Origin of the sequence: Pseudomonas vanderleydeniana (genome assembly GCF_014268755.2) — a bacterium.
Lineage (GTDB): Bacteria > Pseudomonadota > Gammaproteobacteria > Pseudomonadales > Pseudomonadaceae > Aquipseudomonas > Aquipseudomonas vanderleydeniana.
Map to the genome: position 1 here is coordinate 6,595,828 of NZ_CP077093.1, position 15,571 is coordinate 6,611,398.

General features: G+C 62.6%; 11 protein-coding genes. 8 read left to right on the top strand and 3 right to left on the bottom strand.

The window, feature by feature from the left end; translation table 11 throughout:
• Positions 1-97: 97 nt before the first annotated feature.
• From HU752_RS29715 to HU752_RS29725, 3 genes are all read left to right on the top strand, one after another.
• Entirely contained in the window at positions 98-1,369 is a 1,272-nt protein-coding gene (locus HU752_RS29715; protein WP_017902887.1) for a YeaH/YhbH family protein, read from the top strand.
• A complete protein-coding gene (locus HU752_RS29720; RefSeq protein WP_186685370.1) occupies positions 1,366-2,937 on the top strand; it encodes a SpoVR family protein in 1,572 nt (523 codons plus the stop codon). Before HU752_RS29715 ends, HU752_RS29720 begins: the two co-directional genes overlap by 4 nt.
• 62 nt (positions 2,938-2,999) lie before the next feature.
• Entirely contained in the window at positions 3,000-4,229 is a 1,230-nt protein-coding gene (locus HU752_RS29725) for a multifunctional CCA addition/repair protein (RefSeq protein ID WP_186685372.1), read from the top strand.
• A 133-nt stretch (positions 4,230-4,362) separates the two neighbouring features.
• Here the strand turns inward: HU752_RS29725 and folK are convergent, their stop codons facing one another.
• On the bottom strand, positions 4,363-4,893 hold the full coding sequence (gene folK, locus HU752_RS29730) for a 2-amino-4-hydroxy-6-hydroxymethyldihydropteridine diphosphokinase (RefSeq protein WP_186685374.1): 531 nt from the start codon (positions 4,891-4,893) through the stop codon (positions 4,363-4,365).
• Positions 4,884-5,237, bottom strand: coding sequence for a dihydroneopterin aldolase (gene folB / locus HU752_RS29735; protein WP_177063024.1), 354 nt, complete (start codon positions 5,235-5,237; stop codon positions 4,884-4,886). Before folB ends, folK begins: the two co-directional genes overlap by 10 nt.
• A gap of 74 nt (positions 5,238-5,311) precedes the next feature.
• On the opposite strand from folB, the gene plsY reads away from it, so the two are divergent.
• Entirely contained in the window at positions 5,312-5,881 is a 570-nt protein-coding gene (gene plsY, locus HU752_RS29740) for a glycerol-3-phosphate 1-O-acyltransferase PlsY (protein ID WP_186685376.1), read from the top strand.
• A gap of 42 nt (positions 5,882-5,923) precedes the next feature.
• Here the strand turns inward: plsY and tsaD are convergent, their stop codons facing one another.
• A complete protein-coding gene (gene tsaD / locus HU752_RS29745) occupies positions 5,924-6,949 on the bottom strand; it encodes a tRNA (adenosine(37)-N6)-threonylcarbamoyltransferase complex transferase subunit TsaD (protein ID WP_186685378.1) in 1,026 nt (341 codons plus the stop codon).
• Positions 6,950-7,143: 194 nt separating this feature from the next.
• Between tsaD and rpsU the strand changes: the two genes are divergently transcribed.
• The 4 genes from rpsU (at position 7,144) to HU752_RS29765 (ending at position 15,556) form a co-directional block, all read left to right on the top strand.
• Positions 7,144-7,359: a 30S ribosomal protein S21 gene (gene rpsU / locus HU752_RS29750; RefSeq protein ID WP_002551877.1), complete on the top strand. Its 216-nt coding sequence runs from the start codon at positions 7,144-7,146 to the stop codon at positions 7,357-7,359.
• A gap of 435 nt (positions 7,360-7,794) precedes the next feature.
• On the top strand, positions 7,795-9,780 hold the full coding sequence (gene dnaG / locus HU752_RS29755; RefSeq protein ID WP_186685380.1) for a DNA primase: 1,986 nt from the start codon (positions 7,795-7,797) through the stop codon (positions 9,778-9,780).
• Between the two features lie 67 nt (positions 9,781-9,847).
• Positions 9,848-11,698, top strand: a complete 1,851-nt coding sequence (gene rpoD, locus HU752_RS29760; protein WP_186685382.1) for an RNA polymerase sigma factor RpoD — start codon at positions 9,848-9,850, stop codon at positions 11,696-11,698.
• A 114-nt stretch (positions 11,699-11,812) separates the two neighbouring features.
• The gene (locus tag HU752_RS29765) at positions 11,813-15,556 is read left to right on the top strand and encodes a bifunctional diguanylate cyclase/phosphodiesterase (protein ID WP_186685384.1); all 3,744 of its coding nucleotides are present in this window, start codon (positions 11,813-11,815) and stop codon (positions 15,554-15,556) included.
• Positions 15,557-15,571 lie beyond the last annotated feature (15 nt).

Sequence of the window (15,571 nt, forward strand, 5' to 3'; positions counted from 1 at the left end):
CCAGCGTGCCGGCGGCTGCGGCAGCCAACCGCTTGTCCCCGAGTTTCCAGCCCGGTGCTGGAAGCCTGTAACGTGAAGCTGCCCGGAGGGCTCCCCCATGAGCTATGTGATCGACCGACGCCTCAATGGCAAGAACAAGAGCACGGTGAACCGCCAGCGCTTCCTGCGGCGTTACCGTGACCATATCAAGAAGGCGGTCGAGGAGGCCGTGAGCCGCCGCTCCATCACCGACATGGAACACGGCGAGCAGATCAGCATTCCCGGTCGCGACATCGACGAACCGGTGCTGCACCACGGGCGTGGTGGCAAGCAGACCGTGGTCCACCCCGGCAACAAGGAATTCACCACTGGCGAACACATCCCCCGCCCCCAGGGCGGTGGCGGTGGGCGCGGTCCCGGCAAGGCCGGCAACTCCGGGGAAGGCATGGATGAATTCGTCTTCCAGATCACCCAGGAGGAGTTCCTCGAGTTCATGTTCGAGGACCTGGAACTGCCCAACCTGGTCAAGCGCAACCTGACCGGCACAGACACCTACAAGACCGTCCGCGCCGGGATCAGCAACGAGGGCAACCCCTCGCGCATCAACATCATCCGCACCCTGCGCTCGGCCCATGCCCGCCGTATTGCCCTGTCCGGCAGCAGCCGGGCGAAACTCAAGGAGGCCAAGGCCGAACTGGAGCGGCTCAAGCGCGAAGAGCCGGACAACTTCGGCGATATCCAGGAGATCGAGGCAGAAATCGAAAGACTCAGCGCCCGTATTCACCGGGTGCCGTTTCTCGATACCTTCGACCTCAAGTACAACCTGCTGGTCAAGCAACCCAACCCCAGCTCCAAGGCCGTGATGTTCTGCCTGATGGACGTATCCGGCTCGATGACCCAGGCGACCAAGGACATCGCCAAGCGCTTCTTCATCCTGCTGTACCTGTTCCTCAAGCGTAACTACGACAAGATCGAAGTGGTGTTCATCCGCCATCACACCAGCGCCCGGGAAGTCGACGAGGAGGAATTCTTCTACTCACGGGAAACCGGCGGCACCATCGTCTCCAGCGCCCTGAAGCTGATGCAGGAGATCATGGCCGAACGCTACCCGACCAACGAATGGAACATCTATGCCGCCCAGGCTTCCGACGGCGACAACTGGAACGACGACTCTCCGATCTGTCGCGACATCCTGATCAACCAGATCATGCCGTTCGTGCAGTACTACACTTATGTAGAGATCACCCCGCGCGAACACCAGGCCCTGTGGTACGAGTACGAACGCATCAGCGAGGCGTTCAGCGATACGTTTGCCCAGCAGCAGCTGGTATCGGCCGCCGATATCTATCCGGTCTTCCGTGAACTCTTCCAGCGCAGGTTAGTGACATGACCGCCAGAGAGCAGAAACAGGCCAAGCGCCAACCCCTTTCCACTGGCTCGGAATGGACCTTCGAGCTGATCCAGGCCTACGACCGCGAAATCAGTCGTATTGCCGAGCGCTATGCGCTGGACACCTACCCCAACCAGATCGAGGTGATTACGGCCGAGCAGATGATGGACGCCTATGCCTCGGTGGGCATGCCCCTGGGCTACCACCACTGGTCCTATGGCAAGCACTTCCTTAGCACGGAAAAATCCTACAGCCGTGGCCAGATGGGGCTGGCCTACGAGATCGTAATCAACTCGGACCCCTGCATCGCCTACCTGATGGAGGAAAACACCATCTGCATGCAGGCACTGGTAGTGGCGCACGCCTGCTACGGCCACAACAGCTTCTTCAAGGGCAACTATCTGTTCCGCACCTGGACCGACGCCAGTTCGATCATCGACTACCTGGTGTTCGCCAAGCAGTACATCACCCAGTGCGAGGAGCGTCATGGCATCGACGCGGTGGAGGACCTGCTCGACTCCTGCCACGCCCTGATGAACTACGGCGTCGATCGCTACAAACGACCCTACCCGATCTCCGCGGAAGAGGAACGGCGCCGGCAGAAAGACCGCGAAGAACACTTGCAGAAGCAGATCAACGACCTGTGGCGAACCATTCCCAAGGGCACGGATAAATTCAGCGAGAAGGACAACGCCCGCTTCCCGTCCGAGCCGCAGGAGAACATTCTCTATTTCATCGAGAAACACGCACCGCTGCTGGAGCCCTGGCAGCGGGAAATCGTGCGGATCGTGCGCAAGATCGCTCAATACTTCTACCCGCAACGCCAGACCCAGGTGATGAACGAGGGCTGGGCCACGTTCTGGCACTACACCCTGATGAACGACCTCTACGACGAAGGCCTGGTCACAGACGGTTTCATGATGGAGTTCCTCACTTCCCACACCAGCGTCGTGTTCCAACCCGGCTTCGACAGCCCCTACTACAGTGGCATCAACCCCTATGCGCTGGGCTTCGCGATGTACCGGGACATCCGCAGGATGTGCGAGGAGCCGACCGAGGAAGATCGTCGCTGGTTCCCCGAGCTGGCCGGCAGCGACTGGTTGTCGAGCATCAAGTTCGCCATGAGCAGCTTCAAGGACGAGAGTTTCATCCTGCAGTACCTGTCGCCCAAGGTCATTCGCGACCTGAAGCTGTTCAGCATCCTCGACGATGATCAGCGCGACGACCTGCTGGTACCCGCCATCCATGACGAAAGCGGCTACCGAACCATCCGCGAGACCCTGGCCGCACAATACAACCTGGGCAACCGCGAACCCAACGTGCAGATCTGGAGCATCGACCGCCGCGGCGATCGTTCGCTCACCCTGCGCCACCAGCAACACAACCGCAAACCCCTGGGCGACTCGACCGAGGAGGTACTCAAGCATCTGCACCGCCTGTGGGGCTTCGACATCCACCTGGAAACCCTGCAGGGCGACCAGATCATGAAGACCCATCACGTACCGCCCAAGGGCGAGCATGGTGAAAACGAATACGGTCGACTGGACCTGGCCGTCATTCACCTCTAAGTTGCAGACACCTCCGTTGGCGGGCAACACAGGTTATCCTGTCCGGCTAACGGAGGTTTTTCATGCAGATCTATAAAGTTGGCGGCGCGGTGCGTGACCGCCTGCTGGGCCGGCCTGTCACCGATGTCGACTGGGTCGTGGTCGGTGCCACCAGCGAGGAAATGCTCGCCCAGGGCTTTCGCCCGGTCGGAGCCGACTTCCCGGTGTTTCTCCACCCCAGAAGTGGCGAGGAATACGCCCTGGCTCGCACCGAACGCAAGAGCGGGCGCGGTTATGGCGGTTTCACCTTCCACGCCAGCCCCGAAGTCACCCTCGAAGAGGACCTGATCCGTCGCGACCTGACGATCAACGCCATGGCCGAGGACGATCATGGCCGACTGACCGACCCCTACCACGGCCAGCAGGATCTCGAAAACCGCCTCCTACGCCATGTTTCCCCGGCGTTCGCCGAAGATCCCCTACGCGTACTGCGTGTGGCCCGCTTCGCCGCGCGCTATGCCGGCCTCGGCTTCACCGTCGCGCCACAGACGCTCGCACTGATGCGCGAGCTGGCAGAATCGGGCGAGCTGGAAGCGCTGACACCTGAGCGCAGCTGGAAGGAAATCTCCCGCGCCCTGATGGAAGAGCAACCCCAGGTATTCATCCAGGTACTGCGCGACTGTGGCGCCCTGGCAGTCCTGTTTCCCGAACTCGACGCCTTGTTCGGCGTGCCGCAGCCCGCCGCGCATCATCCGGAAATCGACACGGGTCTGCATACCCTGAGCGTACTGGAGCAGGCCGCGCGTCATCAGCAGCCACTGACCGTGCGCTGGGCCTGCCTGCTGCACGACCTGGGCAAGGGACTCACCCCCGAGCAAGAGTGGCCGAGGCATATCGCCCATGAGGCCAGGGGACTGACACCGATCAAGGACGTCAACGAGCGCTACAAGGTGCCCCGCGACTGTCAGGAACTGGCCTTGCTGGTCTGCGAGTACCACACTCACGCCCATCGTGCACTGGAGTTGAAGGCTTCGACCCTGCTGGAGTTGCTGCAGAGTTTCGATGTCTATCGTCGTCCGCAACGTTTCGAGGAGTTCATCGCCGCCTGCGAGATGGATGCCCGCGGGCGCCAGGGACTGGAACAGCGGGATTATCCACAGGCCGCCTTCCTGCGCGGCGCAGCGCTGGCCGCCAAGGCCGTCGCGGTTCAGCCGCTGCTGGAAAAGGGCCTCAAGGGACCACAACTCGGCGAGGCGCTCAAGCGCGAGCGCCTGAATGCCCTCAAGGCCTACAAGGTAAAACACACTGCCTGAAAGCCCCCGAAGGACATCTGGGAGTCGGCTTGCTGGCGATAGCGGTGCATCAGGCACCGCTATCTCATTGAATGGCCGCCTGCGGCGGATCGCCAGCAAGCCGGCTTCCACAAGGGGTGCGCGGCGTGCCGACTCAAGCAGCGGGTGTCAGCAATTGCGAAGGGGTCAGTTGCTGTCCACGCCACTCGAATGCAACAGGAGACAACGCCTGGTCAATCAGTGCCTCACTCCACAGTGTCGCAAAACTCTTCCCGGCTTCAGGATGCAGCTTTTGCGGCGCGATCAAGGACAATGGCCACAAGACGAACGCATTTTTCAGGATTTCCGCGCGGGGCAGGATCAACCCGTCGAAATTACCCACCTGCTCGCCATACAGCAGGACGTCGATATCCAGCGGCAAACCCTTGCGGTCCGGCGCATAGCGACCGTTGTCGGCCTCGATGAACTTCAATCGACGATCCAGCTCCATCAACGGCAGGTCGGTCAGTGCCGACACCACCAGGTTGAAGAACGGCCCGCTCTTGATCCCCACCGGCTGGCTCTCGAACACCGCCGAGCAGCGGATATCCGTCAGGAACCCGGCCAGGGCATCGAGACCCGCACACAAATGGGTTTCGCGCTCGATATTGCTGCCGAGCCCGAGATAAACCTGAGTTAGCGACATCCGCGCTCGATCTCCACGCCCACGCCCCGGGCAGCCGCAACCGCCCCCGGCTTGGTCAACTTGAGGTGCAGCCAGGGAATCTGGAATTCACTCATGAGCACTTCGGCCAGGCGCTCGGCGAAGGTTTCCACTAACTGGAACTGCGACTGCTCGGCAAAAGCCTGGATGCGCGCCGACACGCTGGCGTAGTCGAGCGCCAGGGTCAGGTCATCCCCTGCCGCGGCTGGGCGGTTGTCCCAGGCGAAACTGAGGTCAAGACGCAGGCATTGCTTGATGCCGCGCTCCCAGTCGTAGGCCCCGATCACCGTGTCGACTTCCAGGCCTTCGATAAACACTCTGTCCAAGCACTCTTCTCCGCAGCACGACAAGGGCGCAATGCGCCGTTAGAATCAGGGCGTCCTCGCCCGGAATGGTTAGCATGTTTTGGTTACTGGCGATCCTCGCCTACCTGCTCGGCTCTCTGTCCTTCGCCATCTTGCTCAGCCGCCTGACCGGTACCCCCGATCCGCGAATGAGTGGCTCGGGCAATGCCGGCGCCACCAACATGCTGCGCCTGGCCGGCAAGAAACTGGCGATCCTGACCCTGCTCGGCGACCTGCTAAAGGGCCTGCTGCCGGTACTGATCGCCGGGCTCGCCGACCTGACACTGCAACAACAGGCCTGGATCGGCGTCTGTGCCGTCCTCGGCCACCTGTTTCCCCTGTACTTCCGCTTTCGCGGCGGCAAGGGCGTGGCGACGGCGGCCGGCATGCTGCTGGGGCTTTACCCACCGGCCGCGCTGCTGGCCATCGCCACCTGGATCCTGACCTTCTACCTCACCCGCACCAGTTCGCTGGCCGCGCTGATCGCCACGCCGCTGACCCTGCCACTGCTGGCCTGGCAGGAGCCGGCGGCGCTGCTGCCGATGAGCGTACTGACCGGACTGATCGTGTGGCGCCACCGTGGCAATCTACGCGACCTTTTCGCCGGCCGCGAACGGCATTTCTGAATGCTGCCCGCAAAACCCGTTCAAGCCGTTGGCTGACGCCACTCAGAGTGGCGGCAACTGCTCCATCGGCCAACGCGCCTGCACGCTGATCGCCAGGCTCTCATGCTGCCCGGCCTGCAGGCGCTGGCAACCGGCGAAGGCAATCATCGCGCCATTGTCGGTGCAGAACCTGGGGCGCGCGTAGAACACCTCGCCCTTCAGGTCACCGAGCATTTTCTCCAGGGACTCGCGCAAGGCCTTGTTCGCACTGACGCCACCGGCGATCACCAGGCGCTTCATACCGGTCTGCTTCAGGGCCCGCTTGCATTTGAAGGTCAGAGTCTCCACCACCGCCTGCTGGAAGGCCAGCGAGATGTCGCAACGGGTTTGCTCACCGTCGTCTCCAGCGCTGACGCACTGCTGCCAGGTATTGAGGGCAAAGGTCTTCAGGCCGCTGAAGCTGAACTCCAGGCCCGGTCGGTCGCACATCGGCCGCGGGAACACGAAGCGTCCGGGCACGCCCTGCTCGGCCAACCGTGCGATTTCCGGACCACCGGGATAATTCAGGCCGATCAGCTTCGCGGTCTTGTCGAAGGCTTCGCCGGCGGCATCGTCCAGGCTTTCGCCCAACACGCTGTACTGGCCGATCCCGTCGACCTTGACCAACTGCGTGTGGCCACCCGAGACCAGCAGCGCCACGAATGGAAACTCCGGTGGCTGCTCCTCGAGCATCGGCGCCAGCAGATGACCCTCCATATGGTGCACGCCCAGTGCAGGAATATCCCAGGCGAACGCCAGTGCCTGGGCGCACGAGGCCCCGACCAGCAAGGCACCGACCAGGCCCGGACCGGCGGTATAGGCGATCGCATCGATCTCCGTCGGTGCACAATCGGCCTCGGCCAACACCTGGCGGATCAACGGCAGCATGCGTTTGACGTGGTCGCGCGAAGCCAGCTCCGGCACCACGCCACCATAGGCGCGGTGCAGATCGATCTGGCTGAACAGCGCATCGGCCAGGAGTCCGCGTTCACTGTCGTACAGCGCGACGCCGGTCTCGTCGCAGGAGGTTTCTAATCCCAGTACTAGCATGGGTTTGCGCCCTGAGGCTGAATTCGAAGGCGCGCATGATAGTCGTCACTCCCCGGCCCGACCAGCGGTTTTCGATCAGAGGCTTTGCATTCCGCGTCCCGAGGGGTTAACATCCGCAACCCTTAAAAACCGATGATCTCCAGTGCGCTTTGCCTGAGGACATCTCCCCCGGTAATGAATGAAGGTAGCTCTGGATGCCAGCCGTCAAAGTTAAAGAGAACGAACCCTTCGACGTAGCTCTGCGTCGTTTCAAGCGCTCCTGCGAAAAAGCCGGTGTTCTGGCTGAAGTTCGTAGCCGCGAATTTTACGAGAAGCCAACTTCCGAGCGTAAGCGTAAAGCAGCAGCTGCTGTTAAGCGTCACGCCAAGAAAGTTCAGCGCGAACAGCGCCGCGCCGTTCGTCTGTACTAATACACAGACGTTCGCTGCAAGCTTCTGCCAAGCCCGGCCCTCAGCCGGGCTAATGGCATTTGCGGATATCGCTTGATGCTTCATCGTCGAAGCCATCCATATGGCCCAGACGAACCCGCTTCACCACGTCAGAACTGGCTTATAGCCAGCGGTGCACGTCTTTACTGACGAGCCTACCAAGGCTACCGACGAGCACACCCTTTCCAGCTTGCGGGCAATTCCGTGGTCACCTTGACCTCCAGCGGGCCCGACAGCGACAGTGTACCCATCGAAATTCGACGCGCCGTTCGACTCAAGGCCAGCCGGTTTCGACAGATACATTTCCCGATGATGTTCGAGCAGACGACGAGCGGTCGCGCAGCCAACAGGCCCGCATGCCCCACGTCGACAAGCCCTTTCGGGATATACCAGCAGCGCAGTGACAGCGAGAACGCCATGGCCGGGCTGATACCCCAGAGCTTCATTGACGACCTTCTGAACCGTACCGACATCGTCGACGTGGTCAGCTCGCGCGTGCAACTGAAGAAAGCCGGCAAGAACTACACCGCCTGCTGCCCGTTCCACAAGGAAAAGACCCCGTCCTTCAGCGTCAGCCCGGACAAGCAGTTCTACTACTGCTTCGGCTGCGGCGCCGGCGGCAATGCCCTCGGCTTCATCATGGACCACGACAACCTGGACTTCCCCCAGGCTGTCGAGGACCTGGCGAAAGCCGCCGGCATGGAGGTCCCTCGCGAGGAGAGAGACAACGGCCGCGGGCGCAAGCCGCGCCAGCCGACCGACTCGCCGCTCTACCCGCTGCTGACCGCGGCTGCCGACTTCTACCGCCAGGCGCTCAAGAGCCACCCCGCGCGCAAGGCCGCCGTCGACTACCTCAAGGGCCGAGGCCTGACGGGTGAGATTGCCCGCGACTTCGGTCTGGGCTTCGCCCCACCCGGCTGGGACAACCTGTTCAAGCACCTGTCCAGCGACACGCTGCAGCAGAAGGCCATGATCGACGCCGGCCTGCTGATCGAGAACGCCGAGACCGGCAAGCGCTACGACCGCTTCCGCGATCGCGTGATGTTCCCGATCCGCGACACCCGCGGCCGCATCATCGCCTTCGGCGGCCGGGTGCTCGGTGACGACAAGCCCAAGTACCTGAACTCGCCGGAAACCCCGGTTTTCCACAAGGGCCAGGAACTCTACGGCCTGTTCGAAGCGCGCAAGAACAACCGCAATCTCGACGAGATCATCGTCGTCGAGGGCTACATGGACGTGATCGCCCTGGCCCAGCAGGGCCTGCGCAACGCCGTGGCGACCCTGGGCACCGCGACCAGCGAAGAGCACATGAAACGCCTGTTCCGGGTCGTGCCCAGCGTGCTGTTCTGCTTCGACGGCGACCAGGCCGGCCGCAACGCCGCCTGGCGCGCACTGGAAGCCACCCTGGGCAGCCTGCAGGATGGCCGGCGCGCACGTTTTCTGTTCCTGCCGGAAGGCGAGGACCCCGATACCCTGATCCGCGCCGAGGGCACCGACGCCTTCCGCGCCCGGATCAACCAGCACGCACAGCCCCTGGCCGACTACTTCTTCCAGCAACTGACGGAAGAGGCCGACCCGCGCTCGCTGGAGGGCAAGGCCCACATGGCCACCCTCGCCGCACCGCTGATCGACAAGGTGCCGGGCGCCAACCTGCGCATCCTGATGCGCCAGCGGCTGACGGAAATCACCGGCCTGAGCAACGAGACGGTCAACCAACTGGCCCAGAGCGCACCGACAGAGATGCCGGGCGCCTACGACCAGGGCATCGACTACGGCTACACACCGGACTATTCAGACCACTCGGACTACTCGGATTACCACCAGCCGCAGGAGGCCTACCTGCCCCAGCAGCAGGAGTGGACACCGAAGAAGTCCGGCGGTGGCGGCAAGAAATGGGAAAAGAAGCCCTGGGACAAGAACGGCAAGCGCGGCGATCGCGACCAGCCTCATGCCCCAAGGATCCCGGCGCCCGTCGAGCCTCCCATCCAGGCGGCGGTGCGCACGCTCATCCACCACCCGCAACTGGCCGGCAAGGTCGAGACCGCTGGTCACTTCGCCGACGAAGACAACAGCACGACCCAGTTGCTGGTGGCCCTGCTCGAGGCCGTGCAGAAGAATCCTGGGCTAAGCTCCATTCAGATGCTTTCACGTTGGCACGGCACCGAACAGGGCCGGCTGCTGACCCGCCTGGCGGAAAAGGAGTGGCTCATCGACGGAGACAACCTTGAACAACAGTTTTTCGACACCATAACTAGCTTGTCAGCCCGCCAGCGCGAGCGAAAGCTGGAACAACTTCTCAGGAAATCGCGACAGAGCGACTTGAGCGCAGAGGAGAAAACCCTGCTGCTCGAATTGCTCAAACGCGATGTTCCTGCATCAAACCCGACCTCAACTGGCGCGTGAGGTCATAGCTCAGGTATAATCCTCGGCTTGTTTTTTGCCCGCCAAGACCTTCAGTGGATAGGGTGTTATGTCCGGAAAAGCGCAACAGCAGTCTCGCCTCAAAGAGTTGATCAGCCGTGGTCGTGAGCAGGGTTACCTGACTTACGCGGAGGTCAACGACCACCTGCCGGAGGATATTTCAGATCCGGAACAGGTGGAAGACATCATCCGCATGATCAACGACATGGGGATCAACGTATTCGAGAGTGCTCCGGATGCGGATGCCCTTTTGTTGGCCGAAGCCGATACCGACGAAGCCGCTGCCGAAGAAGCAGCAGCAGCGCTCGCGGCTGTGGAAACCGACATCGGTCGCACTACCGACCCGGTGCGCATGTACATGCGCGAAATGGGCACGGTAGAGCTGCTCACACGTGAAGGCGAAATCGAAATCGCCAAGCGTATCGAAGAGGGCATCCGTGAAGTGATGAGCGCGATCGCGCACTTCCCTGGCACGGTTGACTACATCCTCGACGAATACAATCGCGTCACCAGCGAAGGTGGCCGCCTGTCCGACGTCCTCAGCGGCTACATCGATCCGGACGACGGCACCGCGCCGCCAGCCGCCGAAGTTCCGCCACCGGTCGACGCCAAGTCCGGCAAGGACGATGACAGCGACGACGAAGACGAAGAATCCGAAGGCGGTGACGACGAGGAAGAGGCCGAAAGCGGTCCGGATCCGGTCGTTGCAGCCCAGCGTTTCGGTGCCGTCGCCGACCAGCTGGAAGTCACCCGCAAGGCACTGAAGAAGCACGGTCGCCACAACGAGGCGGCCATTGCCGAGCTGTTGATCCTGGCCGACCTGTTCATGCCGATCAAACTGGTGCCGAAGCAATTCGAAACCCTGGTCGAGCGTGTTCGCAGCGCCCTGGATCGCCTGCGCCAGCAGGAACGCGCCATCATGCAGCTGTGCGTGCGTGATGCCCGCATGCCGCGTGCCGACTTCCTGCGCCAGTTCCCTGGCAACGAAATCGACGAAAGCTGGAGCGACGCCCTGGCCAAGGGCAAGGCGAAGTACGCCGAAGCCATCGGCCGCCTGCAGCCGGACATCATCCGTTGCCAGCAGAAGCTGACCGCACTCGAGGCCGAAACCGGCCTGACGATCGCCGAGATCAAGGAAATCAACCGTCGCATGTCGATCGGCGAGGCCAAGGCCCGCCGCGCGAAGAAAGAGATGGTTGAAGCCAACCTGCGTCTGGTGATCTCCATCGCCAAGAAGTACACCAACCGTGGCCTGCAGTTCCTCGACCTGATCCAGGAAGGCAACATCGGCCTGATGAAGGCGGTGGACAAGTTCGAATACCGTCGCGGCTACAAGTTCTCGACCTATGCCACCTGGTGGATTCGCCAGGCGATCACCCGCTCGATCGCCGACCAGGCCCGCACCATCCGTATTCCGGTGCACATGATCGAGACGATCAACAAGCTCAACCGCATTTCCCGGCAGATGCTGCAGGAAATGGGTCGCGAACCGACCCCGGAAGAGCTGGGCGAACGCATGGAAATGCCTGAGGACAAGATCCGCAAGGTATTGAAGATCGCCAAGGAACCGATCTCCATGGAAACCCCGATCGGTGATGACGAAGACTCTCATCTGGGTGACTTCATCGAAGACTCGACCATGCAGTCGCCAATCGATGTCGCTACCGTCGAGAGCCTCAAGGAAGCCACCCGCGAAGTCCTGTCCGGCCTCACCGCCCGTGAAGCCAAGGTCCTGCGGATGCGTTTCGGCATCGACATGAATACCGACCACACCCTCGAGGAAGTCGGTAAGCAGTTCGACGTGACCCGTGAGCGGATTCGTCAGATCGAAGCCAAGGCGCTGCGCAAGCTGCGTCACCCGACGCGAAGCGAGCACCTGCGCTCCTTCCTCGACGAGTGATCAACAAAACCCCCGGCCCGCCGGGGGTTTTGCTTTTCAGGGCGACACAAAAGCCTCCCCTCCCCCACAGCCCGTCTACACTCGTTTCAATCACCGTGCCATAACGAGACCGTTATGCCCAGACTGCCAGCCCTGCTACTGCTGTCGCTGCTCGCCTGGACCGCAACGGCTGGCGCGTTAAATCTCACCGATGAAGAACGTGGCTGGCTCGCGGCCCACCCGGACCTGCACCTGGGCGTCGACACCTCTTGGCCGCCGTTCGAGTTCCGCGACGAAAACGGGCTCTACCAGGGACTGTCCGCCGACTACATGGCGCTGGTGGCGAAACGCCTAGGTGTCGGCATCACCCTGGGCCAGCCGATGAGCTGGACGGCCGTGTTGCAGCAGGCCCGCGACAACCGGCTCGACCTGCTGCCCAGCGTCATGTCCACCCCCGAACGCCAGGCCTACCTGGCCTTCACCCGCCCCTACCTGGACTTTCCGATCGTCATCCTCGCCCATGCCGGTGGAGCCAAGCCACGCAACATGAAGGAGTTGTACGGCCTGAAGATCGCCGTGGTCGAGAACTACGCCCCCCACGAACTGCTACGTACCCACCACCCGGACCTGAACCTGGTCGCGCTGCCCAACGTCAGCTCGACGCTTGAGGCTCTGGCCACCGACGAGGTCGATGCAGTGGTCGGCGATCTCGCCTCCAGCGTCTGGAGCCTGCGCCAGCTCAAGCTCGACGGCCTGTACGTCAGTGGCGAAACGCCTTATCGCTACCAACTGGCGATGGGCGTACCGCAGGACGAGAAGATCCTGGTAGGCATCCTCGACAAGGTCCTGGCCGACATGAGCCCCGCCGAGATCGACGCCCTCCAGAAACATTGGGTTGGCAACGTAGCGACCGGCGTCTCGTACTGGAACGATATCCTGACCTATGGCCTGCCAGGCATCCTGCTGCTGGTCACCGTGCTGGCCGTGGTGATCCGCATCAACCGGCGCCTGAGCTCGGAAATCTCCCGCCGGGTAGCCCTCGAACAGGAACTGCGCAGCAGCGAGTACCACTACCGCGGCCTGGTGGAGAGCCTGTCGGCGATAGCCTGGGAAGCGCGGATGGGTGACTACACCTACACCTACGTCTCCCCCCATGCCGAGGCCCTGCTCGGCTATCCCCTGGCCCACTGGCTGGTGCCGGGCTTCTGGCGCAGTATCACCCACCCCGCCGACCTGACCCGCGCCCATGCCTTTTTCGACCACAAGGTCCTGGCCGGCCTCGACCACAGCCTCGACTACCGGGTGATCACCGCCGACGGTCGGACCCTGTGGGTGCGCGATATCGTCAGCCTGATCGGAGAGGGTGACAACCTGCTCATCCGCGGACTGATGATCGACATCAGCGAAACCAAGCACACCGAAGAAGCGTTGCGCCTGTCGGAACAGAAGTTCGCCTCGGTATTCCAGCAATGCCCCGACATCCTGGTGATCGCCCGCCTGTCCGACGGCTGCCTGCTGGAGGTCAACGAGGCCTTCGAGGAGCAGATCGGCCTTGGCGCCAGCCAGGTCATCGGACGAACCGCCACCGAGCTGAACATCTGGGGTATCGAGGGCGTTGGCCCCGGGCTGCTGCAACGTCTGCAGGGCGGCAGCATCCGCAACCTGGAAATGACCTTTCGCCGCAGCAACGGCGAGCTGTTTACCGGGCTGATTTCCGCCGAGGTCTTCGAACTCGATACCACCCCGGCGCTGGTGGTCGTGGTCCGCGACATCAGCCAGCTCAAGGAAACCCAGCAGCAGCTGCAGATATCCGAGGAAAAATTCGCCAAGGCCTTCCACGCGTCGCCGGACGGCATGCTATTGAGCCGCCAGCGCGACGGCATGCTGCTGGAGATCAACGAAGGCTTCACCCGCCTGACCGGCTACAACAGCGCCAGTTCGCTGGACCACTCCGCCATGGACCTGGGCCTGTGGGTCGACCTCAACGAACGCAAGCACATGCTCGAACTGCTGCAGCGCGATGGTTTCGTCCGTGACTTCGCCTGCCATATCCGCCGCAGCGACGGGCAGATCCGCCTCTGTGAAGTGTCCAGCCGGCCGCTGCCCATCGCCGATGAGGAGTGCATGCTGACCATCGCCCGGGACATCACCGAACGCCACCTGATGCAGGAAAAGCTGCAACAGGCCGCCACGGTCTTCGAAAGCACCGCCGAAGGTGTACTGATCACCGATATCCATCAGCACATCAGCGCGGTCAACCGGGCCTTCAGCGAAATCACCGGCTATAGCGAAACCGAGGCCCTGGGCAATACCCCGCGCCTGCTAGCTTCGGGTCAGCACGACAGTGCCTTCTACGCCGCGATGTGGCACCGCCTGAGCGCCGAGGGCCACTGGCAGGGCGAAATCTACAACCGCCGCAAGAACGGCGAGCTCTACCCCAGTTGGCTGACCATCAGCGCCGTGCGCAACCGCGACAAGACCATCACCCATTTTGTCGCGGTATTCGCCGACATCTCCAGCCTCAAGCACGCCCAGGCCCGGCTCGACTACCAGGCCCACCACGACCCGCTGACCGGGCTGCCCAACCGCACCCTGTTCGAAAATCGCCTGCAGGCGGCCCTGAACAGCCAGCTGGAACATGGCGGCCAGGGCGCGGTGCTGTTCCTCGACCTCGATCGCTTCAAGCACATCAACGACAGCCTCGGCCACCCGGTCGGCGACCTCCTGCTCAAGGGCATCGCCCAGCGCCTGAAGGAACAGCTGCGGGACATCGACACCGTGGCGCGCCTGGGCGGTGACGAATTCATCATCCTGCTGCCCGGCCTGCACCAACCCAGCGACGCGGAGTACCTGGCCAACAAGCTGCTGGATTGCTTCAGCGCGCCATTCCAGGCCGGCGAACACGAGTTTTTCATCAGCGCCAGCATCGGCACCAGTCTCTACCCCCGCGATGGCGATGACGTCGCCACCCTGATCAAGAACGCCGATGCGGCGATGTACCGCTCCAAGGCCAAGGGCCGCAACCGTGTCGAAAGCTACACCCGCGACCTCACGGCCCAGGCCAGCGAACGGGTTGCCCTGGAGCACGAACTGCGCCGTGCCATCGAGCGCCAGGAACTGTTCCTCTATTACCAACCCAAGATCAGCCTCGACGACGGCGCGCTGGTCGGCGCCGAGGCGCTGATCCGCTGGCACCATCCAACCTACGGCGACGTCCCACCGGAGCATTTCATCCCGCTGGCGGAAGACAACGGCATGATCCTGCAGATCGGTGACTGGGTACTGGAACGGGCCTGCCGCCAGATGCAGCGCTGGGCCGATCGCTACGGCGAATTCGGCCCACTGTCGGTCAACCTTGCCGGCGCCCAGCTGCGCCAGCCGAACTTGCTGGCACGCATCGAGCAACTGCTCAAGGACCACCACCTGCGCCCTGGCTGCCTGCAACTGGAGATCACCGAGAACTTCATCATGAGCCAGACCGAAGAGGCCCTGGACGTCCTGCACCAGCTCAAGCGCCTGGGGGTGCAGCTGGCCATCGACGACTTCGGCACCGGTTACTCCTCGCTGAGCTACCTCAAGCGCCTGCCGCTGGACTACCTCAAGATCGACCAGTCATTCGTCCGCGGCCTGCCGGACGACCCCCACGATGCCGCCATCGTCCGCGCCATCATCGCCCTGGGCCGCAGCATGCAATTCACGGTGATCGCCGAGGGTGTGGAAAACCTGGCACAGCAGGAGTTTCTCGCCGCCGAGGGTTGCGAACAGATCCAGGGCTACATCGTCAGCCTGCCGCTGGAAGCCGAAGAATTCGCCGCGACCTTTCTTCGCGTGATGCTTTCGGAGTTTTCGGATAGCACAGGAGAGAAACCGTCGTTATAATTCGCGGCCAACTGA

Bases quoted from the DNA above. Each gene is read 5' to 3' on its own strand.
- HU752_RS29720 (WP_186685370.1), top strand. From the start codon at position 1,366: ATGACCGCCAGAGAGCAGAAACAGGCCAAGCGCCAACCCCTTTCCACT.
- HU752_RS29725 (WP_186685372.1), top strand. From the start codon at position 3,000: ATGCAGATCTATAAAGTTGGCGGCGCGGTGCGTGACCGCCTGCTGGGC.
- HU752_RS29765 (WP_186685384.1), top strand. From the start codon at position 11,813: ATGCCCAGACTGCCAGCCCTGCTACTGCTGTCGCTGCTCGCCTGGACC.
- rpsU (WP_002551877.1), top strand. From the start codon at position 7,144: ATGCCAGCCGTCAAAGTTAAAGAGAACGAACCCTTCGACGTAGCTCTG.
- tsaD (WP_186685378.1), bottom strand. From the start codon at position 6,949: ATGCTAGTACTGGGATTAGAAACCTCCTGCGACGAGACCGGCGTCGCG.
- plsY (WP_186685376.1), top strand. From the start codon at position 5,312: ATGTTTTGGTTACTGGCGATCCTCGCCTACCTGCTCGGCTCTCTGTCC.
- rpoD (WP_186685382.1), top strand. From the start codon at position 9,848: ATGTCCGGAAAAGCGCAACAGCAGTCTCGCCTCAAAGAGTTGATCAGC.
- HU752_RS29715 (WP_017902887.1), top strand. From the start codon at position 98: ATGAGCTATGTGATCGACCGACGCCTCAATGGCAAGAACAAGAGCACG.
- folK (WP_186685374.1), bottom strand. From the start codon at position 4,893: ATGTCGCTAACTCAGGTTTATCTCGGGCTCGGCAGCAATATCGAGCGC.
- dnaG (WP_186685380.1), top strand. From the start codon at position 7,795: ATGGCCGGGCTGATACCCCAGAGCTTCATTGACGACCTTCTGAACCGT.